The sequence below is a fragment of the Microbacterium sp. OR16 genome, assembly GCF_047306725.1.
In the GTDB taxonomy this organism is placed as follows: Bacteria; Actinomycetota; Actinomycetes; order Actinomycetales; family Microbacteriaceae; genus Microbacterium.
This window is the reverse complement of record NZ_JAZEXK010000001.1, coordinates 571,778-594,900: the sequence shown is the minus strand read 5'-3', so window position 1 is coordinate 594,900 and position 23,123 is coordinate 571,778. Positions and strand designations below refer to the sequence as shown.

At 62.7% G+C, this 23,123-nt stretch carries 22 protein-coding genes; 7 read left to right on the top strand and 15 right to left on the bottom strand.

Translation table 11 applies throughout. The features are described from left to right. Positions 1–402: 402 nt before the first annotated feature. From V2S05_RS02900 to V2S05_RS02880, 5 genes are all read left to right on the top strand, one after another. The gene (locus V2S05_RS02900) at positions 403–1,497 is read left to right on the top strand and encodes a hypothetical protein (protein ID WP_413633792.1); all 1,095 of its coding nucleotides are present in this window, start codon (positions 403–405) and stop codon (positions 1,495–1,497) included. Beyond that, positions 1,494–3,590, top strand: coding sequence for a hypothetical protein (locus tag V2S05_RS02895; RefSeq protein WP_413633791.1), 2,097 nt, complete (start codon positions 1,494–1,496; stop codon positions 3,588–3,590). The genes V2S05_RS02900 and V2S05_RS02895 overlap by 4 nt, the downstream gene beginning before the upstream one ends. Next, complete coding sequence (locus V2S05_RS02890) at positions 3,587–3,982, top strand: hypothetical protein (RefSeq protein ID WP_413633789.1); 396 nt, start codon at positions 3,587–3,589, stop codon at positions 3,980–3,982. Before V2S05_RS02895 ends, V2S05_RS02890 begins: the two co-directional genes overlap by 4 nt. Before the next feature lie 408 nt (positions 3,983–4,390). Beyond that, entirely contained in the window at positions 4,391–5,572 is a 1,182-nt protein-coding gene (locus tag V2S05_RS02885) for a Cmx/CmrA family chloramphenicol efflux MFS transporter (protein ID WP_217316632.1), read from the top strand. Beyond that, entirely contained in the window at positions 5,569–6,570 is a 1,002-nt protein-coding gene (locus V2S05_RS02880; protein ID WP_413633788.1) for an IS481 family transposase, read from the top strand. The genes V2S05_RS02885 and V2S05_RS02880 overlap by 4 nt, the downstream gene beginning before the upstream one ends. Positions 6,571–6,798: 228 nt before the next feature. Here the strand turns inward: V2S05_RS02880 and V2S05_RS02875 are convergent, their stop codons facing one another. Both V2S05_RS02875 and V2S05_RS02870 read right to left on the bottom strand, forming a co-directional pair. Next, positions 6,799–7,179 carry a hypothetical protein gene (locus tag V2S05_RS02875; RefSeq protein ID WP_413633786.1) on the bottom strand — a complete coding sequence of 127 codons (381 nt, stop codon included), beginning with the start codon at positions 7,177–7,179 and terminating at the stop codon, positions 6,799–6,801. 79 nt (positions 7,180–7,258) lie between these two features. Then, positions 7,259–7,720, bottom strand: coding sequence for a hypothetical protein (locus V2S05_RS02870; protein WP_413633784.1), 462 nt, complete (start codon positions 7,718–7,720; stop codon positions 7,259–7,261). A gap of 191 nt (positions 7,721–7,911) precedes the next feature. Here V2S05_RS02870 and V2S05_RS02865 point away from each other — a divergent pair, with 191 nt between their 5' ends. Continuing rightward, complete coding sequence (locus V2S05_RS02865; protein ID WP_413635211.1) at positions 7,912–8,169, top strand: helix-turn-helix transcriptional regulator; 258 nt, start codon at positions 7,912–7,914, stop codon at positions 8,167–8,169. Between the two features lie 401 nt (positions 8,170–8,570). Here V2S05_RS02865 and V2S05_RS02860 read toward each other — a convergent pair whose 3' ends face one another. The 5 genes from V2S05_RS02860 to V2S05_RS02840 form a co-directional block, all read right to left on the bottom strand. Next, complete coding sequence (locus V2S05_RS02860) at positions 8,571–9,080, bottom strand: hypothetical protein (RefSeq protein WP_413633782.1); 510 nt, start codon at positions 9,078–9,080, stop codon at positions 8,571–8,573. Between the two features lie 11 nt (positions 9,081–9,091). After that, positions 9,092–9,466, bottom strand: coding sequence for a hypothetical protein (locus V2S05_RS02855; protein WP_413633780.1), 375 nt, complete (start codon positions 9,464–9,466; stop codon positions 9,092–9,094). Between the two features lie 125 nt (positions 9,467–9,591). After that, entirely contained in the window at positions 9,592–10,662 is a 1,071-nt protein-coding gene (locus V2S05_RS02850) for a nucleotidyltransferase (protein ID WP_413633778.1), read from the bottom strand. A 476-nt stretch (positions 10,663–11,138) separates the two neighbouring features. Then, positions 11,139–13,736: a DEAD/DEAH box helicase gene (locus V2S05_RS02845; RefSeq protein ID WP_413633776.1), complete on the bottom strand. Its 2,598-nt coding sequence runs from the start codon at positions 13,734–13,736 to the stop codon at positions 11,139–11,141. A gap of 2 nt (positions 13,737–13,738) precedes the next feature. After that, positions 13,739–15,805: a site-specific DNA-methyltransferase gene (locus V2S05_RS02840; protein ID WP_413633774.1), complete on the bottom strand. Its 2,067-nt coding sequence runs from the start codon at positions 15,803–15,805 to the stop codon at positions 13,739–13,741. A 247-nt stretch (positions 15,806–16,052) separates the two neighbouring features. Between V2S05_RS02840 and V2S05_RS02835 the strand changes: the two genes are divergently transcribed. Next, a complete protein-coding gene (locus tag V2S05_RS02835) occupies positions 16,053–16,628 on the top strand; it encodes a GNAT family N-acetyltransferase (protein WP_413633772.1) in 576 nt (191 codons plus the stop codon). A gap of 62 nt (positions 16,629–16,690) precedes the next feature. On the opposite strand, the gene V2S05_RS02830 is transcribed toward V2S05_RS02835, so the two are convergent. The 8 genes from V2S05_RS02830 to rplS all read right to left on the bottom strand — a co-directional run bounded on the left by V2S05_RS02830 (position 16,691) and on the right by rplS (position 23,117). Further along, positions 16,691–17,821 carry a hypothetical protein gene (locus V2S05_RS02830; protein WP_413633771.1) on the bottom strand — a complete coding sequence of 377 codons (1,131 nt, stop codon included), beginning with the start codon at positions 17,819–17,821 and terminating at the stop codon, positions 16,691–16,693. Then, on the bottom strand, positions 17,821–19,104 hold the full coding sequence (locus V2S05_RS02825; protein ID WP_413633770.1) for a hypothetical protein: 1,284 nt from the start codon (positions 19,102–19,104) through the stop codon (positions 17,821–17,823). The genes V2S05_RS02830 and V2S05_RS02825 overlap by 1 nt, the downstream gene beginning before the upstream one ends. Positions 19,105–19,270: 166 nt before the next feature. Beyond that, on the bottom strand, positions 19,271–20,416 hold the full coding sequence (locus tag V2S05_RS02820) for a YifB family Mg chelatase-like AAA ATPase (protein ID WP_413633768.1): 1,146 nt from the start codon (positions 20,414–20,416) through the stop codon (positions 19,271–19,273). Further along, positions 20,413–20,775, bottom strand: coding sequence for a YraN family protein (locus V2S05_RS02815; protein ID WP_413633767.1), 363 nt, complete (start codon positions 20,773–20,775; stop codon positions 20,413–20,415). Before V2S05_RS02815 ends, V2S05_RS02820 begins: the two co-directional genes overlap by 4 nt. A gap of 119 nt (positions 20,776–20,894) precedes the next feature. Continuing rightward, positions 20,895–21,221, bottom strand: coding sequence for a DUF2469 family protein (locus V2S05_RS02810; protein ID WP_101186491.1), 327 nt, complete (start codon positions 21,219–21,221; stop codon positions 20,895–20,897). A 43-nt stretch (positions 21,222–21,264) separates the two neighbouring features. After that, complete coding sequence (locus tag V2S05_RS02805; protein ID WP_413633765.1) at positions 21,265–21,924, bottom strand: ribonuclease HII; 660 nt, start codon at positions 21,922–21,924, stop codon at positions 21,265–21,267. Then, positions 21,921–22,652: a signal peptidase I gene (gene lepB, locus V2S05_RS02800; protein ID WP_413633764.1), complete on the bottom strand. Its 732-nt coding sequence runs from the start codon at positions 22,650–22,652 to the stop codon at positions 21,921–21,923. Before lepB ends, V2S05_RS02805 begins: the two co-directional genes overlap by 4 nt. Before the next feature lie 117 nt (positions 22,653–22,769). Beyond that, positions 22,770–23,117 carry a 50S ribosomal protein L19 gene (gene rplS, locus V2S05_RS02795; protein WP_182253088.1) on the bottom strand — a complete coding sequence of 116 codons (348 nt, stop codon included), beginning with the start codon at positions 23,115–23,117 and terminating at the stop codon, positions 22,770–22,772. Positions 23,118–23,123 lie beyond the last annotated feature (6 nt).

Here is a 23,123-nt window from a genome sequence, read left to right as displayed (position 1 = left end):
ACTCCTGCCTCCCTCACCGTCGAGCACGTCAATGTGTTCCGCCGTTTTCGTGCGAGTGCCACTACAGCAACCTCAGCAGCAGTGGAGGTGCGCCAGCTTGGGCTCATCTTTGATCATCCACCATTGCGTCAGTTGATACCGTCAGCAACGCTTGAACGTCTCCATCCTCGAACCCGGAACACAGCCCGACCGGGGATCTCGGGCTACTCCGATGCCGAGCTTGCTCGAATCACCGCTGCAGCTCGCGCGGACGTTCGCAGGCTGAAGGACCGCCTCGAGCAACGCCGCGATGGTCCTGATGCGGTGGTGGACGCAGCTCTCCGCACTGGGCGGGTCACGGTGGATGGGCTTTCCGCTACACATTTGGCGGGACCGCGTAGGTCGATCGCCGAGCAGCTCTTCGTGACTCGCGAGGACCTCTATCCGTTGCTGGCACTTTTCGTTCTGACGACCGGCTGGAACCTTGAGGTGATCAAAGAGCTGCCGGTGACGTATCGTCTCCTCGAAGGTCGTGCTGTCGAGCTCAGTGTCCTGAAACGACGCCGCGGTCCCGGCCGTTGGCACAACACTGTCACCTGGGAAATCGGCGTGCGCGGTCAGGAGCTCCACACTCCGGGCGGCCTCTATCTGCTCCTTCACCGATTGATGGCACCAGCGCGCCGCTTCCTCGACACACCCTCATTCTGGGCTGTGTGGCATCAGTCAGCCGACGAGGACGGCCGTGAATGCCGCAACCCGTTCGCGAAGGATCTAAGCGCCAGTCTGAAGTGGGGCCGGTGGGTCGAACGCCATCAGCTCACCGCTGACTTACCCGAGCATCGTGGCAGGAATCGAGGGCCAGAAGATGCTCGCCAACCACTGCGGCTGACAGGCAATCGACTGAAAACAAGTGTCGACGTGCGTCGCACCCGTCAGCTTGGCGGGCACTTGCCCTCAGCCGCGCGAAGCAACTCCACCCGAGTACTCTTCCGCAACTATCTCGCGGGCGACCAGACGACAGTCGATTGGGCGCGGGAGGTCGTCTCGGACGCGCTTATCGACGTTGAACGAGCAGCCTACGACTCCCATCGACGCGCACTCGCACGTACGGGCAGAACCGAGCTGCAGGTTTCCCCTCAGGTGCGTCGACCAAGGACCAACATAGAGGCCACCCTTGACGACAGCACTCCTACCGCTTGGGCCTCGTGCAGCGATCACGAGCATCACCCACTCACCGGGCGTCGATGCAACGTGTCGTTCATGGATTGCTTCCACTGCGGCAACTCCGTCATCACCTCAGACCATCTACCTCGCCTGATGAGCCTTCTCGACGCACTGGAGGAACGGCGCTCGAAGCTCTCCGACGCTGACTGGTGGCAGCGATATGGCTCGGTGTGGACCGCGATCCGCAACGACGTTCTTCCGAAATTCAGCGCAGCTGAGGTCGCTACTGCACATGCGCAACGCCCAGGCGACAGCTTGCTCGACCTTGTGGAACCCCGATGGGAGCAACCGTGACCCCGGACAGTCTTGAACTCACCGTCCGTTCCGAAGATGACGACATTCGCCAGTTTGTCCTCCACGGCCGCGCTTTGCGCTCCGGGCACGTGCTGGACGAGACCGCGCGATTCGTCGACGATGACTGGCCCCTCGCTCCCGCGTCGCTGCAGTCGCAGGCCCGCGGGCTCACGCTTCGTTTCGCGACCGTGCCACTCACCCATCGGAACGTCCTCAAACGGCTCTGCTACACCATGCTGTCTGGCCCTCTCCCTCCAGACGAAGAGCGACCCCGCGTCAACTCCATTGTGACGACCTTCTACAACCTCCGCCTGTTCCTCGTGTGGTTAGACGTGCACGCTCCGGGTAAGACGACGCGAGAGCTCACCGATGAAGACCTCGAGGCCTATCAGCGCCACCTTCTCCTCAGCCACCCAACAGCGACCCGGCGTTTCGCGCTCCGCTCGTCGGTAAACATGCTCTGGAGGTACCGACCAGACGACGTCGATCGTCATGCGGACCCACGACGAAACGCTTCATGGACAGAACACGCGGTAACACCGGCACACGAGAACAAGACCGACCGTATCCCTGAGGAAGTTCACGGCCGCGTGCTCGTCTGGGCGCTGCGATTCATCGACGACTTCAGCGAAGACATCCTGCAAGCCATACGTGCGTGGAGAGCCCGACGTCGCCCGGCCCCTCAGGGGCCAATGGCCGGCAAACCATACGGATTTCAGCAAGAGCGCATTCAGGCGTACCTCGCGACTGTTCGATCCACAGGCCGCGCCCTCCCGGGCTATCTCGGCAAGCTGCACTTGAACGCAATCGCCCACATCATCGGCTGTGACCGGACGGCGCTGCAACGGCAGCGGGATGTCCTCGATGCCACGGCCGATATCGTCGGAGTCTCCGAGTACGCCGAACTCGACTTGGAGATCCGCGCACGACTCGACGGAGAAGCCTGGATTCCTGGCGTGAGCCTCTCCCCTGGCCTTGAGGACTCCCTCACCACGCTTACTAGGATGCTTCAGATCTCCTGCTACATCGCGATTGCTTTTCTCTCGGGCATGCGCGACAACGAGATCAAACACCTACGCCCCGGATGTTGCAACACGGCATACGACGCCACTGGGTCCCCTTACCGTTGGACGGTGACGAGCCTCGCCTTCAAAGGCGAAAGTGACGAAGGCGGCGTCACCGCCACGTGGGTCGTCGGCGCCGCGGCTGCTCGCGCGATTCACATCCTTGAAGCGGCCCACGCAAACCTCCCTGGCCCGCCGGTGCAGTGGTTGTTCGCACCGATGAAGGTAGGCCCCGGCGCGGGCTCGGCCGGACGTGGAGGCAACCACGCCCTCACTCTCGCCGCGACAAACCAACAACTGTCTCGATTCACCACATGGGTCAACACCTACTGCAACGCACGCGGACGCCAGGACACGATTCCCGACGTTGATGGCCGTGCCTGGCGGCTCTCCACTCGCCAATTCCGACGCACCCTTGCTTGGTACATCGCCCGGCACCCTGGCGGATCAATCGCCGGTGCGATTCAATACCGTCACCACAGCATTCAAATGTTCGAAGGGTACGCAGGCACATCTGATTCCGGGTTCCGCGCAGAAGTTGAAGCCGAGCAGGCTCTTTTGCGTGGCGAGGAACTCCTCGCGATGATCGACGAACACGACCATTCACAACTCCTCGGCCCTGCGGGTCACGACGCCCAGGCCCGTCTCAGTGCACTGGGCGAACACGCACAGTTCCAGGGTGTCGTTGCGACCGATCGTCACAGACTCCTCCGGCTCCTTGCGCGCAATGACCCCGCGGTCTACCCCGACCGATACGTCACCTGCGTATACGACCATCGCAAAGCCCTGTGCCGGACACGAACCGAACCCGCGCCCGCCAAGCCGAACCTCAATAACTGCAAGCCACTCGCGTGCGCCAACGTCGCCCTCACCGCGACCAATCGTGCACAGTGGGAAGCCGAGCTGGCCACCATCGAGGCCGACATCGCTGCCCGCCCCGCCCTACCGCCACTCCTCGTCACGCAGCTCGAGGAACGCCACACGAAGATTGTCAAGCTGCTACAAACCACTGACATTGGAACGGCATGACTCAGCGCGTCACACTGCCCACACCCGCGCAGGTCGAAGCGGCGATCGCTGCGGCAACAGAACACGCCGGCCGTCCACCAGCCGCCCTCGCAGTCGCAACCCGCCTCCAGATGAGCAACGCGACCTTCTGGCGGCACTTTCCCCAGATCGCGCAGCAACTCGCAGACAACCGCCGCAAGGTCGTCCGCCGCCGAGCTCAACAGCAGACAGACAACGCTCCAAGCGACTCTCTCGCGGCCGCCAATGCGCGTCTCCGCACTGAGAACGCCCGCCTTCGGGACGAGATCAAGATCGCGGCTGCTGAAATTCAGCGACTCACCCTGGAGAACCACAACCTGCGGACCGATCACGAGCAGAAGGCCCGCATTACGCCCCTTCAGCGACGCACGTGATCCCCTACTCACCAGCGGCTCGAGGGCAGGTTGCCGCGAACCTGCTCGACTTTCTTTGACGCTCTGCCAGAGCTCTGGCAGCCAGGATGCTCCTGCTTGCAGCGATGGGACGAATCGGGGCGGTCGGCCACAACGTTGCGTCGGAAAGCGGCGTCTAGCTGTTGCTGGCCAGGAGGTTGTTGACACTTCTTGGGGCTGGCGGCGCAGCCAGGTAAGGTGAGCGGTATGTCGAGCCCTGAATCGGACACTCAGGGGCTTTCGGTCACGCCGTCAGCCCCTCACCTCCGCTGAGCCCTTAGCTCTCTGTTGCCCAGTGCTGCGCGCAGCACGGCATCCGGGTGCCCTCTGGGCGCTGACCGTGGTGACGAGACGTTCTCTTGTTCGTACTCTCGCTTCGGAGCTATCTCGATGCCTTTCGCTCTCTATCTTCTTGCCCTGGTGGTCTTCGCCATGGGTACTTCCGAATTCATGCTCGCCGGCCTCGTGCCCGACATCTCCACATACTTCAGCGTTTCCGTGGGGACCGCTGGTCTCCTGACATCGGCGTTCGCCGCAGGGATGGTGATCGGTGCACCGGCGATGGCCGCGCTCACTCGTCACCTCCCCGTGAAGGCGACACTCCTGGGTTGCGCGATCGTATTCGCGCTATCCCACGTCGTCGGGGCACTTACGCCGGATTTCACGGTTCTGTTCATCACGCGCGTGATCGCGGCGATCGTGAATGCAGGCTTCCTGGCGGTCGCTTTGGGTGCGGCGACGAGACTCGTAGCACCCGATGCCAAAGGGCGGGCCGTGGCGGTTCTGCTGGCGGGTACCACCGTCGCCACCGTCGCCGGCGTCCCCGCCGGTGCACTGCTTGGAACGGCACTCGGCTGGCAGTCGACGTTCTGGGCGATCGCTCTTCTCTGCGTCCCCGCTGCGATCGGCATTGCCGCGGGCTTCAACACTCAAGTTCACGACTCGTCAAGGGAGGAGTCGTCCTCGACCTCGCTGCGTGTGGAACTGGCGCAGCTGTCCTCCCCGCGCCTCGTTCTAACGATGCTGCTCGCTGCCCTGGTGAATGCCGGCACCTTCGCCACGCTCACCTATCTCGCGCCGATCGTTACGGACACCGCCGGCCTGAGCCAGTGGTGGGTACCGCTGGCCCTTGTGCTCTTCGGCGTCGGCTCCTTCATCGGCGTCACCGTTGCGGGACGACTCTCGGATGCCCGACCCAGGATCGTCATCGTCGGTGGTGGCAGCGTTCTGGTGCTCGGGTGGGTCGCGCTGGCCCTCTTTGCAACGAACCCCGTTGCCCTGCTCGGGCTCGTATTCACTCAGGGTGTGGTGGGGTTCGCCGTCGGGAGCACGCTGATCACACGAGTGCTCTATGCCGCGGCGAGTGCACCCACCATGGCAGGGTCATACGCGACAGCGGCACTCAACGTTGGCGCGGCCGCCGGTCCCGTGCTCGCCTCCGCCGCACTCAGCGTCATGCCGGGCGCGCTCGGACCCGTTTGGGTAGCCGCGCTCGCGACCACCACGGCACTGCTGCTCGCAGTTCCGCTTATTCGGCTGATTGCACCCGTCGAGAGCGAGGTGGTCAAGTGACGCACGCAAATTCGCCACTGACGGTCGAAGGTCGTCGTCGACTCGTCGCGCGCTGTCGGACTCGACCTATTTCTCATGTTGCCGCAGAGATGGGGATCTCCCGCGCGACCGCCTCGAAATGGGTCAACAGATACAAACGATTCGGGAAGCTCGGTCTACAGGACCGCTCGTCGTCGCCGATCCGTCAACCATCTGCAACGCCTGGCCGCCTCGTGGAGCAGATCGAGTCAATGCGACGAGAACAGAAATGGCCAGCGTCCCGTATCGCATTCGAGCTCGAGCAAGCAGGAACACCGGTCAGTCGTCGCACCATCACCCGGCTCCTCGCGCAGCTGGGCCTGAACCAGCGCAAGTATATTGACCCCAACGGCGAGTTGAATCGGGAACCGCAACGCATCACCACCAAACGTCCCGGCCACATGGTGCACCTGGACGTGAAGAAGGTCGGTCGTATCCCTGATGGCGGCGGGTGGCGTGTGCACGGCAAAGGCAGCGAGAAAGCCAAAGCTGTCGCACGTCAGAAGACCCGGGGTACGAAGACTGGGTACGTCTACCTGCATTCGGCCATCGACGGGCACACCCGACTCGCGTACACCGAAGCGTTGCCGGACGAGAAAGCCGCCACTGCCGTCGCGTTCCTCGGACGTGCAAGAGCTTGGTTCGCCAAGCACGGCATCGCCGGGATCGAGCGGGTCGTGACCGACAACGGTTCCTGCTACCGATCCGCAGCTTTCCACGACGCAGTCGGGAACAGTCGACACCAGCGCATCACGCCATACACGCCTCGACACAACGGCAAAGTCGAGCGCTACAACCGGATCCTCGCCGAAGAGTTTCTTTACGCGCGCATCTGGCGCTCAGAAGCCGAACGCGCTGCCGCGCTCGAAGTGTGGAACCGGCACTACAACTATCACCGTCCCCACGGCGCTCACGACGGGCAACCGCCCGCCTCTGCGACACCGACGCGAGTCAGCAACGTCATGGCCTCATACATCTAGCTGTTACATGAAGAACATCTTGGAGCGACGCCCCCGGGGCCGGCTATGAAGAGCTACGCCTCGCGATAGCGAGCTGAATCGAACGGAACTGCCGTCGCCTTCGCGGGCAGGCACGTCGAGGCGGCTTGATGCCGGTCGGGCTCGGGACCACCATGAACCAGAGCTTCACGGTCCAACCGAAGCTGTCACCTACCCGTGCATCACTCCCAGTCGATTACCCCAGGTCAGTCACGCCGCATCATCTGGCGTCAGCTTTTCGCTGGCGTGCCGCGAGCACAGTGTCCATACCCACATCCCGATCGTGTAGGTTCCAGCAGGTTCGCCGCATTCCTCGCAGGCAGTTGTACTCTCCCACTCTGCAGCTCTGATCGCTTCAACGAGTGCCTCGTTGTAGTCCTGCGGGTCGTCCGAGCACTGCGCGTAGAAGCTCAGCGAGCCAAACTTCGATTTCACTTGGTGGACGACGTAGTGCGGAGACACCTCGGAAAGACGCTCGTCGAGCCGTGCCAGGAGCGGGAACCAGCCGGGTCCGACATCAATCGTCACCGGCCAGTCGCGCGCGAACCTCGCGAGAATCCGATAAATCGCGTCGGGATACGACTCGTTCATCAACTGATCCTCCAGACTGGCGCCGGCCCGAGCAGAACGCACTGAAAGGCGCGACGCCTCGTTTGACTCACGAATACCTCTACAGGTCGCATTGTTTGGTCGCTCCCATACTCCGAACCAGTTGACGATTCCTGGAGAGCTCGCGAAATGCACGCCCCACCCGCAGACTGCGGACAACGTCCTTGTCCCAGTTGATCATGTTGCGGCGACGCCAGTCGATTGCGACGTGGCCGCGGAAACCTGAGATCGCCCGGCGGCGGTCCAGGAAATCCATCCCGTCCGGGAATGGCCCCGGAAGTCCAGACGTGTCGGGAAGCAGAGAGGTAAACAGCTCGGCGAACGTCGGACCGCGACCACTCCGTCGTCGTGTCTGAGCAATGAAGATGCCAGCGGCGATTGCCCATGGCTCTCCGGTGTCATCGCCGGTGAAGTCTTCGAAGACATACACCCATTCGGCGGGCGGCGAGACCGAGAAGCTTCGCCACCAGATCGGCCGTGGATCACGTTGCATGCGGACCATCGCTTTCGCGGTCGCACGCACGAGCCCGTCTCGAGCTGGCGACCGGCTTGCATCGAGGCTGGCAGCACACGTGCAGGTGACAGCGGACGCATCCGCGCGGAGGAGACGATTGTTTCGTATGGCCTCCGAAATTATGCCATACGGATTAGGCCATACGGACTATTCCCCTTGCCCACGCTTGTCGGGTGGCCCTTCGAGACGACGAGACCGAGATGCAGTGGCGAGCGTACTCGCAGCGGCTCGCGACCTCTCTGCGGGCAGCGCGCGAGCGTGCTGGATTGAGTCAAGAGGACGTCGCCTACCGCTCGGGCCTCACGAGGTACACGTACCAAAAGTACGAGAAGGGCGAATCGCGTCCTGGCACTCCCTCTAACCCGACGCTGCGGACAATGCTTGCTATTTCTCAAGTGCTCGGGGCTCCCCTGTCATCGCTCGTCCCTGACGACGCTCCAGACCTGCGCACGCGCTGATGATCCGGGACACCCTGAGCGTAGTCTCGACCACGGGATAACGATGTTGCACTCAGGCGATCGGAGGCGAAGTGTCCGCGGGCGTTGAAGAACTAGGTGCCGACGGTCTGCCGCGTGGCAAGGATTGCCCCGCATGCGGAATACCACTTGAACCTGGGCACACTGACGAGACCCTCTCGCTGACCTGGCTTTGCCCATCGCACGGTCCGGTGGAGTTCACGCAAGATCCGTTTTCGGACCAGAGTTAGCGGCGGCTGACACGGGCAATTGTAGATCCGCGATCAACTGCTCGATGCGGGCACTTTGCGATCAACGGCGGCAGATTCGACGTCCGCGATGGGTGCCTCGAATGTCGAGTCACCCATCACATGGATGATCGCTCGTCGCTCCTCAGCAATGCGTCATCCGTTGATCCGACGCGAGGCGCTGTGGTCGTGCTTGCGAAGCGTGTCCAGGTAAGCGGCCCTGGCGTTGTCGATTGCCGATCGGTCGTATGGCGCGTGCCCTGGCAGGTTAGAGTCGCGACGAATGCGCGGTCCGCGCCATGCAGCGGACATCGCAGCACCAGCCACCCGCCTCGTGGTCACGACCAGGTTCTTGTACGCCTCAGCGATGTGCCGGTTCGCCGAAATCTCCAGCAGGGCACACGACATAGCCAGCCGTGACTGGATCTCACTTATCTGCGCGCTCACGATGGAGCGAGCGTCTTTCCCGCTCCTCCGGCGGACGATGTACGGAGCTTCCGCGTAGTCTTCGACCGCGCGGAGGGCTTCGCTGTACATGATCGCTCGCTTGTCGGCGCGGGACTGCCGTTGTTGCCACGCATAACCGGCTACTGCTACCGCCGCAGCAAGGAGCCCGGCCAGAATCGTCGCTCCGGCTTCACTGGCCCAGAAGCACCACTCGAGCATCCCGCATACCTTCACGAGGCGTCCTCCGGTATGCCGTGTGGGGCTTGCTCGATCGGCCAGACCTGGTCGTTTGAGCGCCAGTACTCTTCCGCGAAGAGATGACGCGCGGTGATGCTTAGGAGCTCGTCGAGGCCGTCGTCTGCAACCCAACGCCGATCACGCGGGTCGCGCGGGTAGTACAGGCACAGGCTGTCATCGGGCATTCGATGTGGCGATGCTGCGCCAGGGTCCGCGAAGACCCGAGGGTAGTCCATTGGGTGCAGTCCATACACCTCGTAGGGCGGGTTACGGTGGAACTCAACTCGAACCCGGACAGGGTCTCGGGCAATCACATCGAGTTCCTCGATCTCGTAGACCAGCCGGTCCCTGCTTTCAGTTCGCGACATCGACTCTCCGTACCGTCGGCGCGCGCGAGACTCAAGCGGAAGAAGCCAAGCAGGAGAGCTCCCCCACCACGGGCTGAGAAAGAAGCGTGGGTCTGCGTGCAGCACCCGATACGTCTCGAGGCAAGTCACCGGTCTCCCCAGGAGCGCACGGGCGTGGCCGCAGCCGTTGTCGCAAGTGTCGCTGCAGCGGAAGCGGTAGCCGCAACAAGCGCAGGTGAACCGAATCTCGAGGACGGCTTGCCGGAAGGATTCGCGTGGAAGCGGGCACCTTCACGAAGCAGCTCGTCGCGGGAGGGAGGCGCGAGCATCTCAGAATCGTTGAACAGGTCAGCCAGCTCCTTCTGGGCAAGGAGAGGATATCCCGCCAGATCGTAGGCGACAGCCTTCTCAAGCTTCTCGGCGGCCTTCTCGAGGCGCTGAACGACCTCGGTTCGCGGCGCGTTGAGCCTGATCGGCTTGTCGCTCACACCAGCCGGGTCCTCGGTCTCCCCAAGCTTGAGCTCGGCGATCGAGTGCTCGAACCAGCTACGCATTGACGAAATCAGCGGCGACTCCGTCCTGACGCAGCCGAGCGCGAGCGCCTTGATATTCCAAGTGCAGAGAGGCGCACCATTCTTCCTGTTCCAGTGCTTAAGCAAGCGAACCGTCCGCGCAAAGGTCGCCTCGGTCTGTTTGTTCGCTTCTGAGATCAGTCGCGTGTGCTCTTCAGGATGCGAGCGATCCCAGGAGCTGTAGTTCGGAATGAACAGACCCGCGTCACGTGGGTTGTCGATAGCTGTGATCACATCCGCGGTGAAGTCCGGAAGGCCCGTACGGATCGGGTCCCGAAACCTCACCAGAATGGATCTTTTTCGATCTCGGAACTCGATCCGGAGTCCCTCGTAACTGTCACTCAGGCGATCACGTATCGCTTCAGCGGCGCGCTCCTGGAGCTCCAGCGGCCCCTTACGTCCCGGGCCGTACCGACCATCGGGGTTCGGAATCACAACTCCAAGATCGACGTCCGTGAGAGGCGTGAGAGCATCTCCATGGGCGATGCTTCCGTTGAAGTACGTCCTGGCTCCCGAGAACTCAGCCAGCAGGGCACCGGCGATCGCAGCGCGCCGCTCCCTGGCCTCATCAAGTTCCTCGTCGGTGACCTGGATCCTCTGGCGAGCGTCCTGGACCACCTTCTCGATCGTCGGATATACGCCCATGCATTACCACCTTCCATCAGCGTTCTCAGGAGCTTCCTGAGAAGGACGGCAGGTGACGATCAGGACCTAGGTTGGCTTGATCGCGCGCGTAGTTGCGCCTAAGGTCGAACTGTCCTACCACAGACATTCGGCCCCGACCTGCTCAAGCCCCGGCTCTGCAAGTCGGGGCTTTCTGTGTGTACTTGTCTCCACTTCGATTCTACGTTTGGGGTCGGACATTGACCGCGGAACGGCAGGTCGCGGTGGCGTGCCATCAGTAAGCGAGCAGGGTTGAGCGTACTCAGATCTGCCAAGAAATGACCCGCGGGAGTGCGAGCGTGGCGCGGTTGCCCGCCTTAGCGACAACCATCGAGCCAGGTAGTTGGGAGCGACCACCGGATCGACTTCGTACCCTTAGCGGTAGACCTTGGACTCACGCCAATGCATCGACGGCTCAAGCTGAAGTCGACGACCGACTCCAGCTTGAGCCTCGCGCTTCAGTAGGCAACGCCGTGAGCGATGAAAATCTCTTCGATGCTGTCGCCGGCCTCGACCGCTGAGCGAATCTTTGCTCGCACGATTGCGTCATGCACAGGCAAGAACATCTCCTTGCCCTGGAGCTTGGTCAGAGGCGCAATCCCTCGGAACTCACTCGCATGCTTGTCGGCGTAGTCGAGGTATCCCGTCAACTTGTCGATCCAATCGGTGAGATGTATCCCGTGGGGATCGAGGATGGACGGCTTAAGACCCGACGGTGTCTCATGAAAGAAGACGAAGTCCGGGAACAAGCGGGCCCACTTCCCCGTGCTCCTCGTTCGGTAAGGGATGCACAAAGCGCGCTCTCCGCCGACGGGGTTTCGATACCAGGCGACTAGCTGGTTACTCGCGAGCTCCGTTTCGAGGACTCGCCGTTCCAGCCCGTCTGAATCCTGTGGCTTCTTCCAGTACCTCCCGTCCGCAGGATCTTGGTAGAGGTGCTTGGCCCAGCGGTTTACGGTATCGGCAGCGATGTCCGCACGCACCTGCTCATCTGTGAGATCGCTGTCAGTGTTCTGCGTGACGGCGTCGACGACCGTACCTCCGACCTCGATCCTTGGTACTAGCTGGGGGTCTCGAGCCTCGGATTGCAGTCTGGAGTATCGCGCTCGGACAGACTCCGGCTGGAAGGAGATCTCCTTGGCGTGGGTTTTGAGCCAGTCGGCGTTCATCGAAGCAGCAGCGGCCTCTACGTTCTCGACGAGTTGCGGCGAAAGGCCGAGAGCTGCAACGGTGATCTTGGCTTCGATTGGATCCTCGTCCGGGTCCTTATTGACCAGGTAGGCCCAGTAGCTCTCGGCCGTGCCGTCCTTAAGGGCGCGGGACGCACGACGGAAGACATCGTCGATGTTCTTGGCGTCCATACGCGTTCCCGCAAGGATGCGCTCACCATCGATCACTGAGCCATCGACGGAGACCTGAAGCTCGAATACCGACGCGTTGGAAACAGCCTCGCGTCGTTTGTCGAGCTCGCCAGTGGCGAAGAGCTTGGCTGCTTCGATATCAAGGATGCCGTTGAGGTAGGCCACTGCTTTCGTAACAGCACCGGGAAGCAGAGCATCGTTCTCGAGATAAGTAGCGAGAGTGTGCAGGCGCTTGGTTTCAGGGGAGGAAATCTGGGAGGGGACCGAGTATGAGGGCAGGCTTGCGAGCACCTGCAGGGCCGGCTGCATATGGCCAGGCGCCCGGTACGGCAACTCCAGGCGAATCACTTCGGCAGACGTTGCGGTGTCGCCAGTCGAGAACTGGCTAACGACCGACATGACAGTCTTGCGGTCGAAGCGAGGCAGATAGGCGTGGACGTTGTTGAGCGTCTCGTCCAGGGCGATTCTTCGCGCCATCGGCTGGCGCACGATGCGCCCTATCAATTGCGCAATCGGCGTGAAATCGGTCGACGCGCGAAGACTCACCAACACCTCCGCGCGCGGGCAGTCCCAGCCGGTAGTAATCGCGTTCTTGGCCAGCACCACACGAACTTCAGTGGCGTCCTGAATGTCTTGTGGTGCCATGTACCTGATAGCGCGGCCACCGCCGAGGTCGATCGGAGTGTGCTCGCCGAAGGTGTGCACAATCTGGAGCGCGATCAGAGCCGGCCATTGCTGTAGGACACTATCGACGACGCTGCGCAGCAGAGTCTTGAAGGAATCGTCCTCAGAACGTTCGTCGGGGAGTTGAATAACCATCGCGGGAATCACCGCAGGCTCATCCTGCGATGCCGCGTACTCCGCCCACCTGCGCTCGTACTCGAGCGTCTTGTCGACGCCGAGACGAATGAACGTCGTGTCGGCAACTACCTCACCTGCCATCGCCGCCGGCGCGAGCGTTATCCGGTCCTTAACTAGGCCCGAGCTGCGGACCTCCTCAATCGGAACAGTGACGTTGTAACGACGCCGGTTCTGTTGTTCCAACGCCTTGTTTAGACGTTCCGCGGTCGCCGAGATCCCTACGAACACTGGCACAGGCTTCCGCACAGAGGACTGGAGGTCGGATCCCGGGTCACCATTGAGGATCCTGTTGATGATCGTCGGCGCGCCGCCAGCTTTGTCTGTGACGCCGTAGTGAGCTTCGTCGACAATGACGAGGAAGCGGGCGCCAAGCTGATCGATCGTGTTCTCGATCGTTTGCCAGATGGTCCAGTCCTGGCCGTCTCCCTTCCTCGCGATACGCGCTGTTGCAGACGCGGCCTGGGTGTTGAGGAAGTAGATGACGCCCGGTTCGAAGATCTCCTGGTTGAACGCGGCGCCCTGCCCCAGCAATCGGATGTCATTGATTCGCTTCGAGGCATCCTGCATTTTCCGTGCCGTCTGCGCGTTCAAGTTGGGATCGTTCGTCACCCACAGGATCGTCGTCCCCGACACTGGCTCGGTGGAGTCGGATCCGAACATCAGCTGCTCAATCACGGAGGTCGCAATCACGGTCTTGCCGGCTCCCGTGGCGGCTTCTAGAACGACGGCGGCGAGCAGGTCCTGTTTGAAGGCGTAGTTTTCTTGGGCGTCCTTGATGTGTGCGACCAGTTGGGCTGCGGCCCTTTGCTGGAAGTCGGTGAGGATGATCGTCACGGTCAGTCCTTGCCGTTGATCTCGAATGAGTGCAGATAGTCGGAATACAGCCGCGTAGTCGAGTAGCGAAGGGTGGCCGGGAGGTACTGAATCGCTGCCTGGAAAGCACTCTCGGCATCCGCGACGACATAGACGTGCCGAACATCGTTCACACGATCGGCGACAGCCCTACCGAAGTCGTGAGCGGCTGCGACGTCGAAGAGCACTCCGTACGTGGCATCATCAGGAAGCGCCCAAGCTGCATCATTGCGATGCACGACTGCCCCGCGTCCTCCAGACTTCATCCACAGCAGCGGCGCAATCGCCTGGTAACGGCGATCCAGGGCGACCTGGTTCTCGTCCTCGTAGGTCAGTTTGTAGAACGATACGTTCTCCGCGAGGCCCTTCGAGTAGTGCTTCCCGTCGGGCCTTTGCCCGGTCACAACGGTCTTGAGACGTGGGCGCGTGACCTTCTCGAAAACCCCCTCGGCTTCCCATTCAGGGTCTCCTGGCAGGTATCCCGCACCTCGCAATGAGTCACTGGTGATGCGTCCCACTTCATTGTTCGTTACGGTGATTGACTGGCGTCGCCCGCCGTCGGCGGCGTTCATCTCCATGACGGCATGCGCGGTGCTTCCCGAACCGCCGAAAAAGTCCAAGATGACGGTGTCAGAAGCGTCGTTGGCCCACTTGATCAACTGGCTCATAAGCCGGATCGGCTTCTTACCGTTCGCGAACGCGACGCCGCCCTCTTTCGAGACATTCCCCATGTCCTGGTAGAACCCTTTCCAGAGGTCGCCTCGGATCACGGTACGCCCGAACCGGGGCCGGTAGTCATCTGACATCCGAAAGTTCCGCCGCAACGAATAGACCTGATTGAGGGTGCCCGTGCGTAGCTTGGTCAATAGGTACGTGCGGTGATCTGCCTGGACTTGCACCCACCCGTTGACCGGTGCTTCCATACCGCGACATGACGCGGGGAGGTTGTCCAGCCGCGCGATCCGATCGAGATTCTCCGAGACGAAGTTGCTCGCTACCTCTGAGACCGCAAGCAACTTGTCCATGCTCGCTGCTACGACGAACTTCCCCTTATTGCGACCGGTGGTCTCGATCAGGCCGAATCGACGGATCTCAGCTCCGACTTCGTCATTCGCTAGCATCACTTCCGCGAGGCTGTGCAGCTCACCGTTGTCGCCGAGCCACTGGACGTAGTGCGTGTCCCACTGCGGAGTGCTGTCAAACAGTGGGGTGTGACGGACAAGGTCGAAGTCAGTTGACTTGCGAAAGATGTGCACGAACTCAACGTTCTTAACGATCGTGCCCTGCTGAGCGTTGGTGACCTTGGGGCCCGAGGTCGTCGACATCTCCACCACGATTGTGTCGACGAAGTTCGTGGCTCCGAATACCTGCTCCATCAGCAGTTTCAGGTGTGCCTGCTCGTGGTCGCTGATCGAAACAAAAATCACGCCCGTCTGCTTCAGCAGCCGGCGTGCATGGTGCAGCCGTCTCTCCATGAACGAGAGCCACTTTGAGTGCGCAAAGTCGTCTCGTCGGTCCACGTAGCGGTCGTTGTACTGCCAGTCGTCGGATCCGGTGTTGTAGGGAGGATCGATGTAGATCACATCGACTTTTCCGGCGTGTGTGTAGAGCAGTGTCTCCAGCGCGTAGTAGTTCTCGCCGTTGATCACGATGTGAGACGGCTTGTCATCCCCGCGGTTGACTTCGTCGACCAGCTCAAGTCCCGGGTAAATCGGATAGTCGAAGTCCTTGACAACAACGACGTCTTCAAAGGTGTGCTCCTCCGGCTCCGCGTCGGCGACTACGTGGCGTGACGCATCCAACGGTAGGAGGGTTGCGACTCCGGAGCGAGCAGCGCGAACGAGGAACTCACGCTTGGTCGTGTCGCCGCGCAGACGGACTCGATCGCCGCGTCGCGGCTTCACCCCCGGGGTCTCGACATCCTCGGGCTTGTGCCGCTGGAAGACAAGTCCAAAGTCCTTGCGGTCGACGAGCTTGGCGATCTCCTCGGCTATCTGGTCGCGGAGCGTCGGATCAGCGATCCGCTCCACCAGGTTGTCAATGTGCGCCACAGATCGAACATACCTGCTGGCGGGATGCGTAATGTACGCCAACCCCGACCGTCCGACCTCGCAAGCCGGCAAGGAAGCTTGTGGTGCGGCACCAGCTGAAGACTGGAGTCCGACAACTCGCCGCTCGCACGCCAACCAGCAGCGACTCCCTGGCCGTTGAAGCATCGCTCAGCCCGGTCCAATCGAAGCGCCACCAGGCGGGAGCGCCAGCTAAGCTCGCCGCCAACGACGCCGCAGAATGGGACGCGTGGACCAGCTTGCGTATGAGGCGTTGGAGCCTGTATTTCCCCTGAGTAGAGATTCGGACTTCGTGGCCTGGGTCACGCAGTTGGCCGAGCTTCCGCCGTTGGAAGTGTCAATACGACGGGGCACAGCGTCGCCTCGGGATGCCCGCCGTCTTACGGATTTGCAGGTTCGTTGTGCACCGATCACGGTGCGCTCCGTGCGAGCGAATGGGGCAACGCTAGCCGAGCACTTTGTGCTTCTGGCGGAGATCGAGGATGTCCACGTCGGCTATTGCTGCTTCGCAGTTGGCGCGCAGCCGTCTACGCCGATCATTATTCAGGTTGTCGCGGTCGCCCCTGAAGCGCAGCGACGAGGCATCGGACTAAAACTACTCACCGCTGCTAGCGAAACAGACTCGCGACGCGACATCGTTCTAGCGACTCAGGACAACAACATCGCGGCGAGGGCCCTGAACGCGCGATTTGCGGCGTCGATCAGCGCCGTTCTTCGCCGCATCCCACTCAGCACTTATCCCGATCACGCACTGGGTATCCAACGCGGACATGGTTACCGTGCTTGGACGATCGAACGGGTCTGAGAGCTCCCGGGCCCAGTGAGGAACCGGCTATGCGCTCTGCAAGTGCAGGGATCACACACCCGCTATTCCGAGGGATTCTCGTCGGTGGTCGTTGCGCTGGCTCCCATAAGCGATGTTCGGGCGCCGTCGATGAAGGCTACGTCCAGTTTGGCGGCTGTGACAATGAAGATCACAACGTCCAGCGCGAGTTTCGCGGCTGTGCGGTCGTACTCGGCGCCGAAGGCTTTGGCCGCTGAGGCATTGACGTTCAACACCGATGCCGCCGTCTGGTACTCGAGAACTCGCAGCGCTTCGTTGAGCAGTCGACCGCGTCGCAGAAGGCGCACCACGAGCTCCAACAGACCGTCGAAGAACGGCGGGTTGACTGAAGCTTTGGGACCGGTGGGGATCTCACCTGACTTTTGGAGAGAACTGAGCAGGTCGGCAAGTTCCCGTTTCTGACTCAGTTGGACAGCTCCTCCGGCGATGTACTGGCTCAGGCCGTGGTCCAGATGCGCTACGTGCGATGTCCGGATCGCTCCGATGGCGCGCGCGATCGACAGCAAGTACAACCAAGCGGAATCCAGAACGAGCCCCACGTGGACTGGGTTCTTGGGGTCGAGGACTTCTTGGACCCCCTTCAGCGTGTCTGGGATCCCAACGAGGTTCCGATGATCCTCATGGACCCAGTAGGCGAATTGCCTGTAGTCCTGCAGCGGCTTTAGGCGTCGATCCATACCGGTGAATCGAGACATGGTTGCCTTTACCTTCTCCACGTCGAACAGGATGCTGAGCGGAGTAGTAGTGAGCGGCACAGGCGTTTGGAGCATGCCATCTAGCTTCGATAGGTCGCCTTGCGTCAGCGCACTGATCCCCAGGCGATCGGCCAATTGCTGTGCGTCACCGCTAATGGCTTGATCGCGCACCATGAAGGCCGTATCTGCGCCGAAAAGCTCGACGAGACCTCGTACCCAGAACATACGCCCGATGACGCTGCTGTTTCCGGTCTTGCAGTCGACTATGCAGGACTGCACGTCTCCAGAAGCCGTGACCTCCACGCCCAACACGTCCAGATCGGTATACGCCTCCGGGGCGCCCCGACCGTGCCCGGCGAGTTCTACAGCCCGGAGCACAACGTCAATGCGCGTGGAGTAGCCCATGCGCCAAAGCAGTCTCCGGGCGCCAACCTTCTGATCAAGGTCCAGTTCACTCATCAGTGCTTGTGTCCCATCAACTTATCGAACGCGGCCTGCCAGTGCTTATCCTTCATCCGACTCTTGTCTCGAAGAAGATGGACCGTGCGGAGGGGTGCAGAGTATGGATCGTTGCTGTCGAGCAACTTGGCGGCCTCGGGATGGTTCGTCCCACGATCCGACATGCTCTCCCCGTGGGTTATGAGGTCGCGCGCGAGCCGGAGCGCCTCTCTGTTGTCGTCGGTGTCGATCAGGGTCGGCACGACCCACTTCCCCCGCCCGTTTCCCCAGGGCACACGGTCCTCACCGAACTTGATGACTCCGGCACGATTAAGCGTCCGGTACTGGCGCTCTGAAGAGGAATGCGCACCGATCTGCCCCTCTCGCAGGAGCTTGTCGATGGCATAGACCAACTGGCCTGGACTCATGTTCGAATAGCCTCCGAAGTGCTGGCCCGCGCGAAGGCACGCAACCACTGCGAGAGCCTTGTCGAGCACCGGCTTACGCCCCTGGAGCAGTTGGGTGTCCAAGGTGTAAGGCAATGTCGCGAAGGCTTCAGAATGACCGCCCTCGAGTTTCACCGATGGCGCCAGAAGGAGACCGCGGGAGACCGCATCCGATACGACTTTGCCCGCACGAGAAATCGGCATCCCTTGCTCACCACGGATTGTTTCGAAGGCGTCTGCGAGCTCAGCCGAGCCGTGGTCGCGCACCAAATCGGCGATAAGTCCAGGCTGTTCGAAACCCAAGAAGGGCGAGTAGAGGACATCGTCGACTCCGACGGATACCAACTGGACGAGCTGCGACTGTGTCGTGAGCTCCAACACCGTGTCAAACTCTGCGCTGTCAAGGCCGAGACGGTCCACTACCTCGTCCCGAGCGATTGGGGCTTTGGCCAGCTCATCAACGAGGAGCACCGTCTGTTGCTCTAGCTCGGTCGGCGCCGCGTTCTGCCAAACTTCCCCGAGCCGTGGGTAAAGATCGGAATAGAACGGGACACTCTCGTTGAATGACGTGATCCTGCGACCATTCCGGACTACGTCGCTCACCATCCCCGCCTCTTCGAGCGTCTCGACGACCGCGTCGAAGTAGACGTTGGGAATGTCAAGCTGGTCCGCGACGATCGCGCGAAGGTTGGCCGCATCATCGATCACGTCACGGCCGCGAATAAGAGCCGCAACGCCTGATGCCATTCCCACACGCTGAGTCTCCTCAAGATGGGCGAGGACTGCATCACTCGGGTGGAGGTTGCGCAATCCCGCACTGACGTCCTGACAGCGCAGCCCTTGCGTGAACTTGTGCATCGTCCTCCCCCAAATCGTCGGGTCCAAGAGGACCGGCCTACCCAGTTGACTCTACTTTGATCGTTGACACACCCGAATTGCCGCCGGTGCTCTGGGAGCGCAAACCGAGACTCTTGAACTCCGTCAGAACCGATCTCGGTGTCGCCTGCCTGCTTTCCGGTTAGTGCTAGCGACGGCGGCATCTGCGATGCGTCTCCGACCGAGTTCTTGTCGCGGTTGGCCACTCCACCAGGGACTCGAACGACCGGACAATGTTTGGACGTACACAAAGGACGACGAGCTGGAACTGCGCGGGGAAGCTCGCGGCGAAGCCGGCTCGGACGATCTCGATGCGCCCTGACTCGAGCGGCTGCCGCAGCGCGTCGAGCGCGCTCCTCTGGAACTCCGGCGTCTCGTCGAGGAAGAGCACCCCGCGATGCGCCCGCACGATCGCGCCCGGTCGCGGTACGCGGGAGCCGCCACCCACCAGCGCGGCAGCCGACGCCGTGTGGTGCGGCGCCTCGAACGGCGGCAGGGCGTCGAGACGCGTGACAGCCTCGCCCGTCAGTGAGCGGATGGCGGCCACTTCGAGGGCTTCGCTCTCGGTCAGCTGCGGCAGGATGCCCGGCAGCCGCCGGGCCAGCATGGTCTTGCCCGCACCGGGAGGTCCGCTCAGCATCATGTGGTGCCCCCCGGCCGCCGCAGTGATCAGCGCGTCGACCGCTTCGTCCTGCCCGACCACGTCAGCGAGATCCAGGCTCTCGTCCGCGAGGTCGGCATGAGCGGGGAGTGCGACGGGATCAGCGTCGTCGATCTCGACATCGGCGCCGTGCGCGACCGCGACCTCCGCGAGGGAGACCGCCGCGCGCACCTCCACACCGGGGACGAGCCGGGCCTCGGCCGCATTGGCGTGGGGCACGATCACACGTGTGAAACCCGCCCGCGCGGCCGCGTACACGGCCGGCAGCACGCCGGGCACGGGCCGCAGTCGGCCGTCGAGGCCCAGCTCGCCGATGTGCACGGTGGAGCGCACCGATTCGCGCCGCAGCGCTCCCCCGGTCGCGAGGGTCGCGACCGCGACGCTCAGATCGAAGCCGCTCCCCGCTTTCGGGAGATTGGCGGGACTCAGGTTCACGGTGAGGCGCCGGCGGGGGAAGTCGAGTCCCGCATTCACGCATGCGTTGCGAACGCGCTGTGCGGCCTCACCCAGCGCTTTGTCGGGCAGACCGATGATCTGGAAACCGGGGGTCTGATTGCTGAGGTCCGCTTCGACCTCGACCATGTGGCCGTCAACACCGGTCAGCGCGACCGCCCACGTGCGCGCCGTGCTCATCGCAGATCCTGAAGGTGCTCGAGTCGTGCGTCAGAGGCATCCGCCCCGGTGAGGCCGATGACCTCGAGTCTCAGGCGCCGCCCCCGTGACTCCTCAGGGTGTGATTCGGCCCACGCGAACGCCAGGCGCCACAGACGCAGCCGCTTGCGTTCGTCGACCGCTTCGAACGGATGCCCGAAGCGCTCTGAGCGCCGCGTCTTCACCTCGATCACGCAGAGCAGATCACCGCGCACCGCGACGATGTCGATCTCGCCCTGCGCACAGCGCCAGTTGCGGTCCACGACCTCGTAGCCGCACGAGCTCAGATGCCGCGCCGCCCGCTCTTCGCCCGCTCGCCCGAAGTCGTCTTTCGCTGCCATGACGACAGCCTGCGGCGCGGCGCCGACGTCGACGGGCGGCTTTCACAGTGATTGGGGAGAACCCGCTGCCGTCCCCGATTGTGGAGAACCTGCTGCCAACCCCGGTGCGGAGAGAACGCTCACTTGCCGTCGAGCGACAGCTCCTCCGGCAGCTCGAACTCCCGGCGCTGCAGCTCTTCGACGTTGACGTCCTTGAACGTGAGCACCCGGACCGCCTTGACGAAGCGATCGGCGCGGTAGATGTCCCACACCCACACGTCGCTCATCGAGATCTCGAAGTAGAAGTCGTGCTCGGTGTCGCGGCGGACGACGTTCACCTCGTTGGCGAGATAGAACCGGCGCTCGGTCTCGACGACGTACTGGAACTGGCCGACGACGTCGCGGTACTCGCGGAACAGCGCGAGCTCGAGCTCGCGATCGTAGTCGTCGAAGGCATCCTCATCCATGATGTCTCCATCCTATGAGCACGGAGGCCGTGATGCGGATTCCTCAGAACAGCGTCGGCGCGTCTGCGATCGCCCACGACGAGCGGTGCAGCGGAGACAGACCCCGCTCGCGGATCGCCCGCCGGTGCTCGGGGCTCGCGTAGCCCTTGTTGCGCTCCCACTGATAGTCCGGATGCTCGGGGTGCAGCGCCGCCATGTGCGCATCACGCGCGACCTTCGCGATGACCGACGCCGCCGAGACGGAGGCGCAGTCACGGTCTCCCTTGATGACGGTGCGCACGGTCAGCGAAGCGGGGTGCACGCGGGAGACGTAGTCGTGGTTGCCATCGAGGATCACGAGTGTGCGCTCGAGAGTCGCTCCCCCGTCGACGACCGCCTGCACGGCCCGTGAGGCGGCGAGGCCGAGCGCGCGCATGATGCCGACCTCGTCGATCTCTGCGGCGCTCGACCAGCCGACGGCCGACAGCGGCACCCATCTGCTGGCGCGCTCGGCCATCTCGGGTCGGCGACTCTCGGTGATCAGCTTCGAATCGCGCAGCCCGTCGAGCACACGGCGGCGCGAGCCCGCGGCATCCATCACTGCGGCGCCGACGGCGACGGGACCGGCGAGAGCACCCCTGCCGACCTCGTCGAGCGCGATGACGAGATCGAACTCCTTGAGCAGCCGACGCTCGAGGGTGAGTGTCGGCGCGACCGCGCTCATTCGGGTGCAGGCACGGCTCGGAAGACCTCGTCGTGCGTGTCGATGAGGCCGAACCGGTCGAGCGGCCACGTGGTCAGGAAGGCGCGGCCCACGACGTTCTCGAGCGGCACGAAGCCGCCGCCGGGAAGCTCCTGATGTGCGCGGGAGTCCTGCGAACGGTCCCGGTTGTCGCCCATCACCCAGATGCGGTCGTCTGGCACCGTGACGTCGAACTCGGAGTTCGATGCGGCGGTGTCGCCCTCAGGGAGATTGAGGTAGTCGAGCTCGTTGATCGGCGAGCCGTTCACGGTGATCTGTCCGAGCGCATTGCAGCAGACGACGTGGTCGCCCGGCATGCCGATCACGCGCTTCACCAGGTGATCCTGTGCGTCGGTGGTCGAGATGCCGACGAAGGTGAGCGCCCAGTCCGCAGCTTCGACCAGCGGCGGTCGTGCGGGTCTCTGCGGCGCGGCCGGAAGCCAGCCGCCTGGATCCTTGAAGACGACGACATCACCGCGGTCGTATCCGCTCCAGCGTGGAGTGAGCTCGTCGACGAGAATGCGGTCGTTCACCAGCAGCGTCCGCTCCATCGACCCTGACGGGATGTAGAACGAGCGCACGACGAAGGTCTTGACCACGAACGACACGAGCGCCGCGATGAGGATGATGACCAGCACATCGCGCAGGAAGACCAGTGCGCCCCGACGCCGCTGCGGTGGCTGGACTGCCGCGGGGGCATCGGATGTCATGTGGTTCCTCTTCATCGACTCACCGCGCACGCGGCAGTACAAGCGTCGCACACCCGCGACGCAACGACAGAACCCCGGGACGAGTGTCCCGGGGTTCTGGTGCAAGGATGCGGCGAGTCAGTTCTCGCGCTTCTCCTTGATCTTGGCCTTCTTGCCGCGGAGGTTGCGCAGGTAGTACAGCTTCGCGCGACGGACGTCACCGCGGGTGACGACCTCGATGTGGTCGATCACCGGCGAGTGCACCGGGAAGGTGCGCTCGACGCCCACCTGGAAGCTGATCTTGCGGACCGTGAAGGTCTCGCGCACACCATCGCCCTGACGGCCGATGACGACGCCCTGGAACACCTGGATACGCGAACGCGTGCCCTCGGTGATGTTCACGTGCACCTTGACGGTGTCACCGGGGTTGAAGACAGGAATGTCGGAACGGAGCGAAGCCGCGTCGACGGCGTCGAGGATCTGCATGATCGT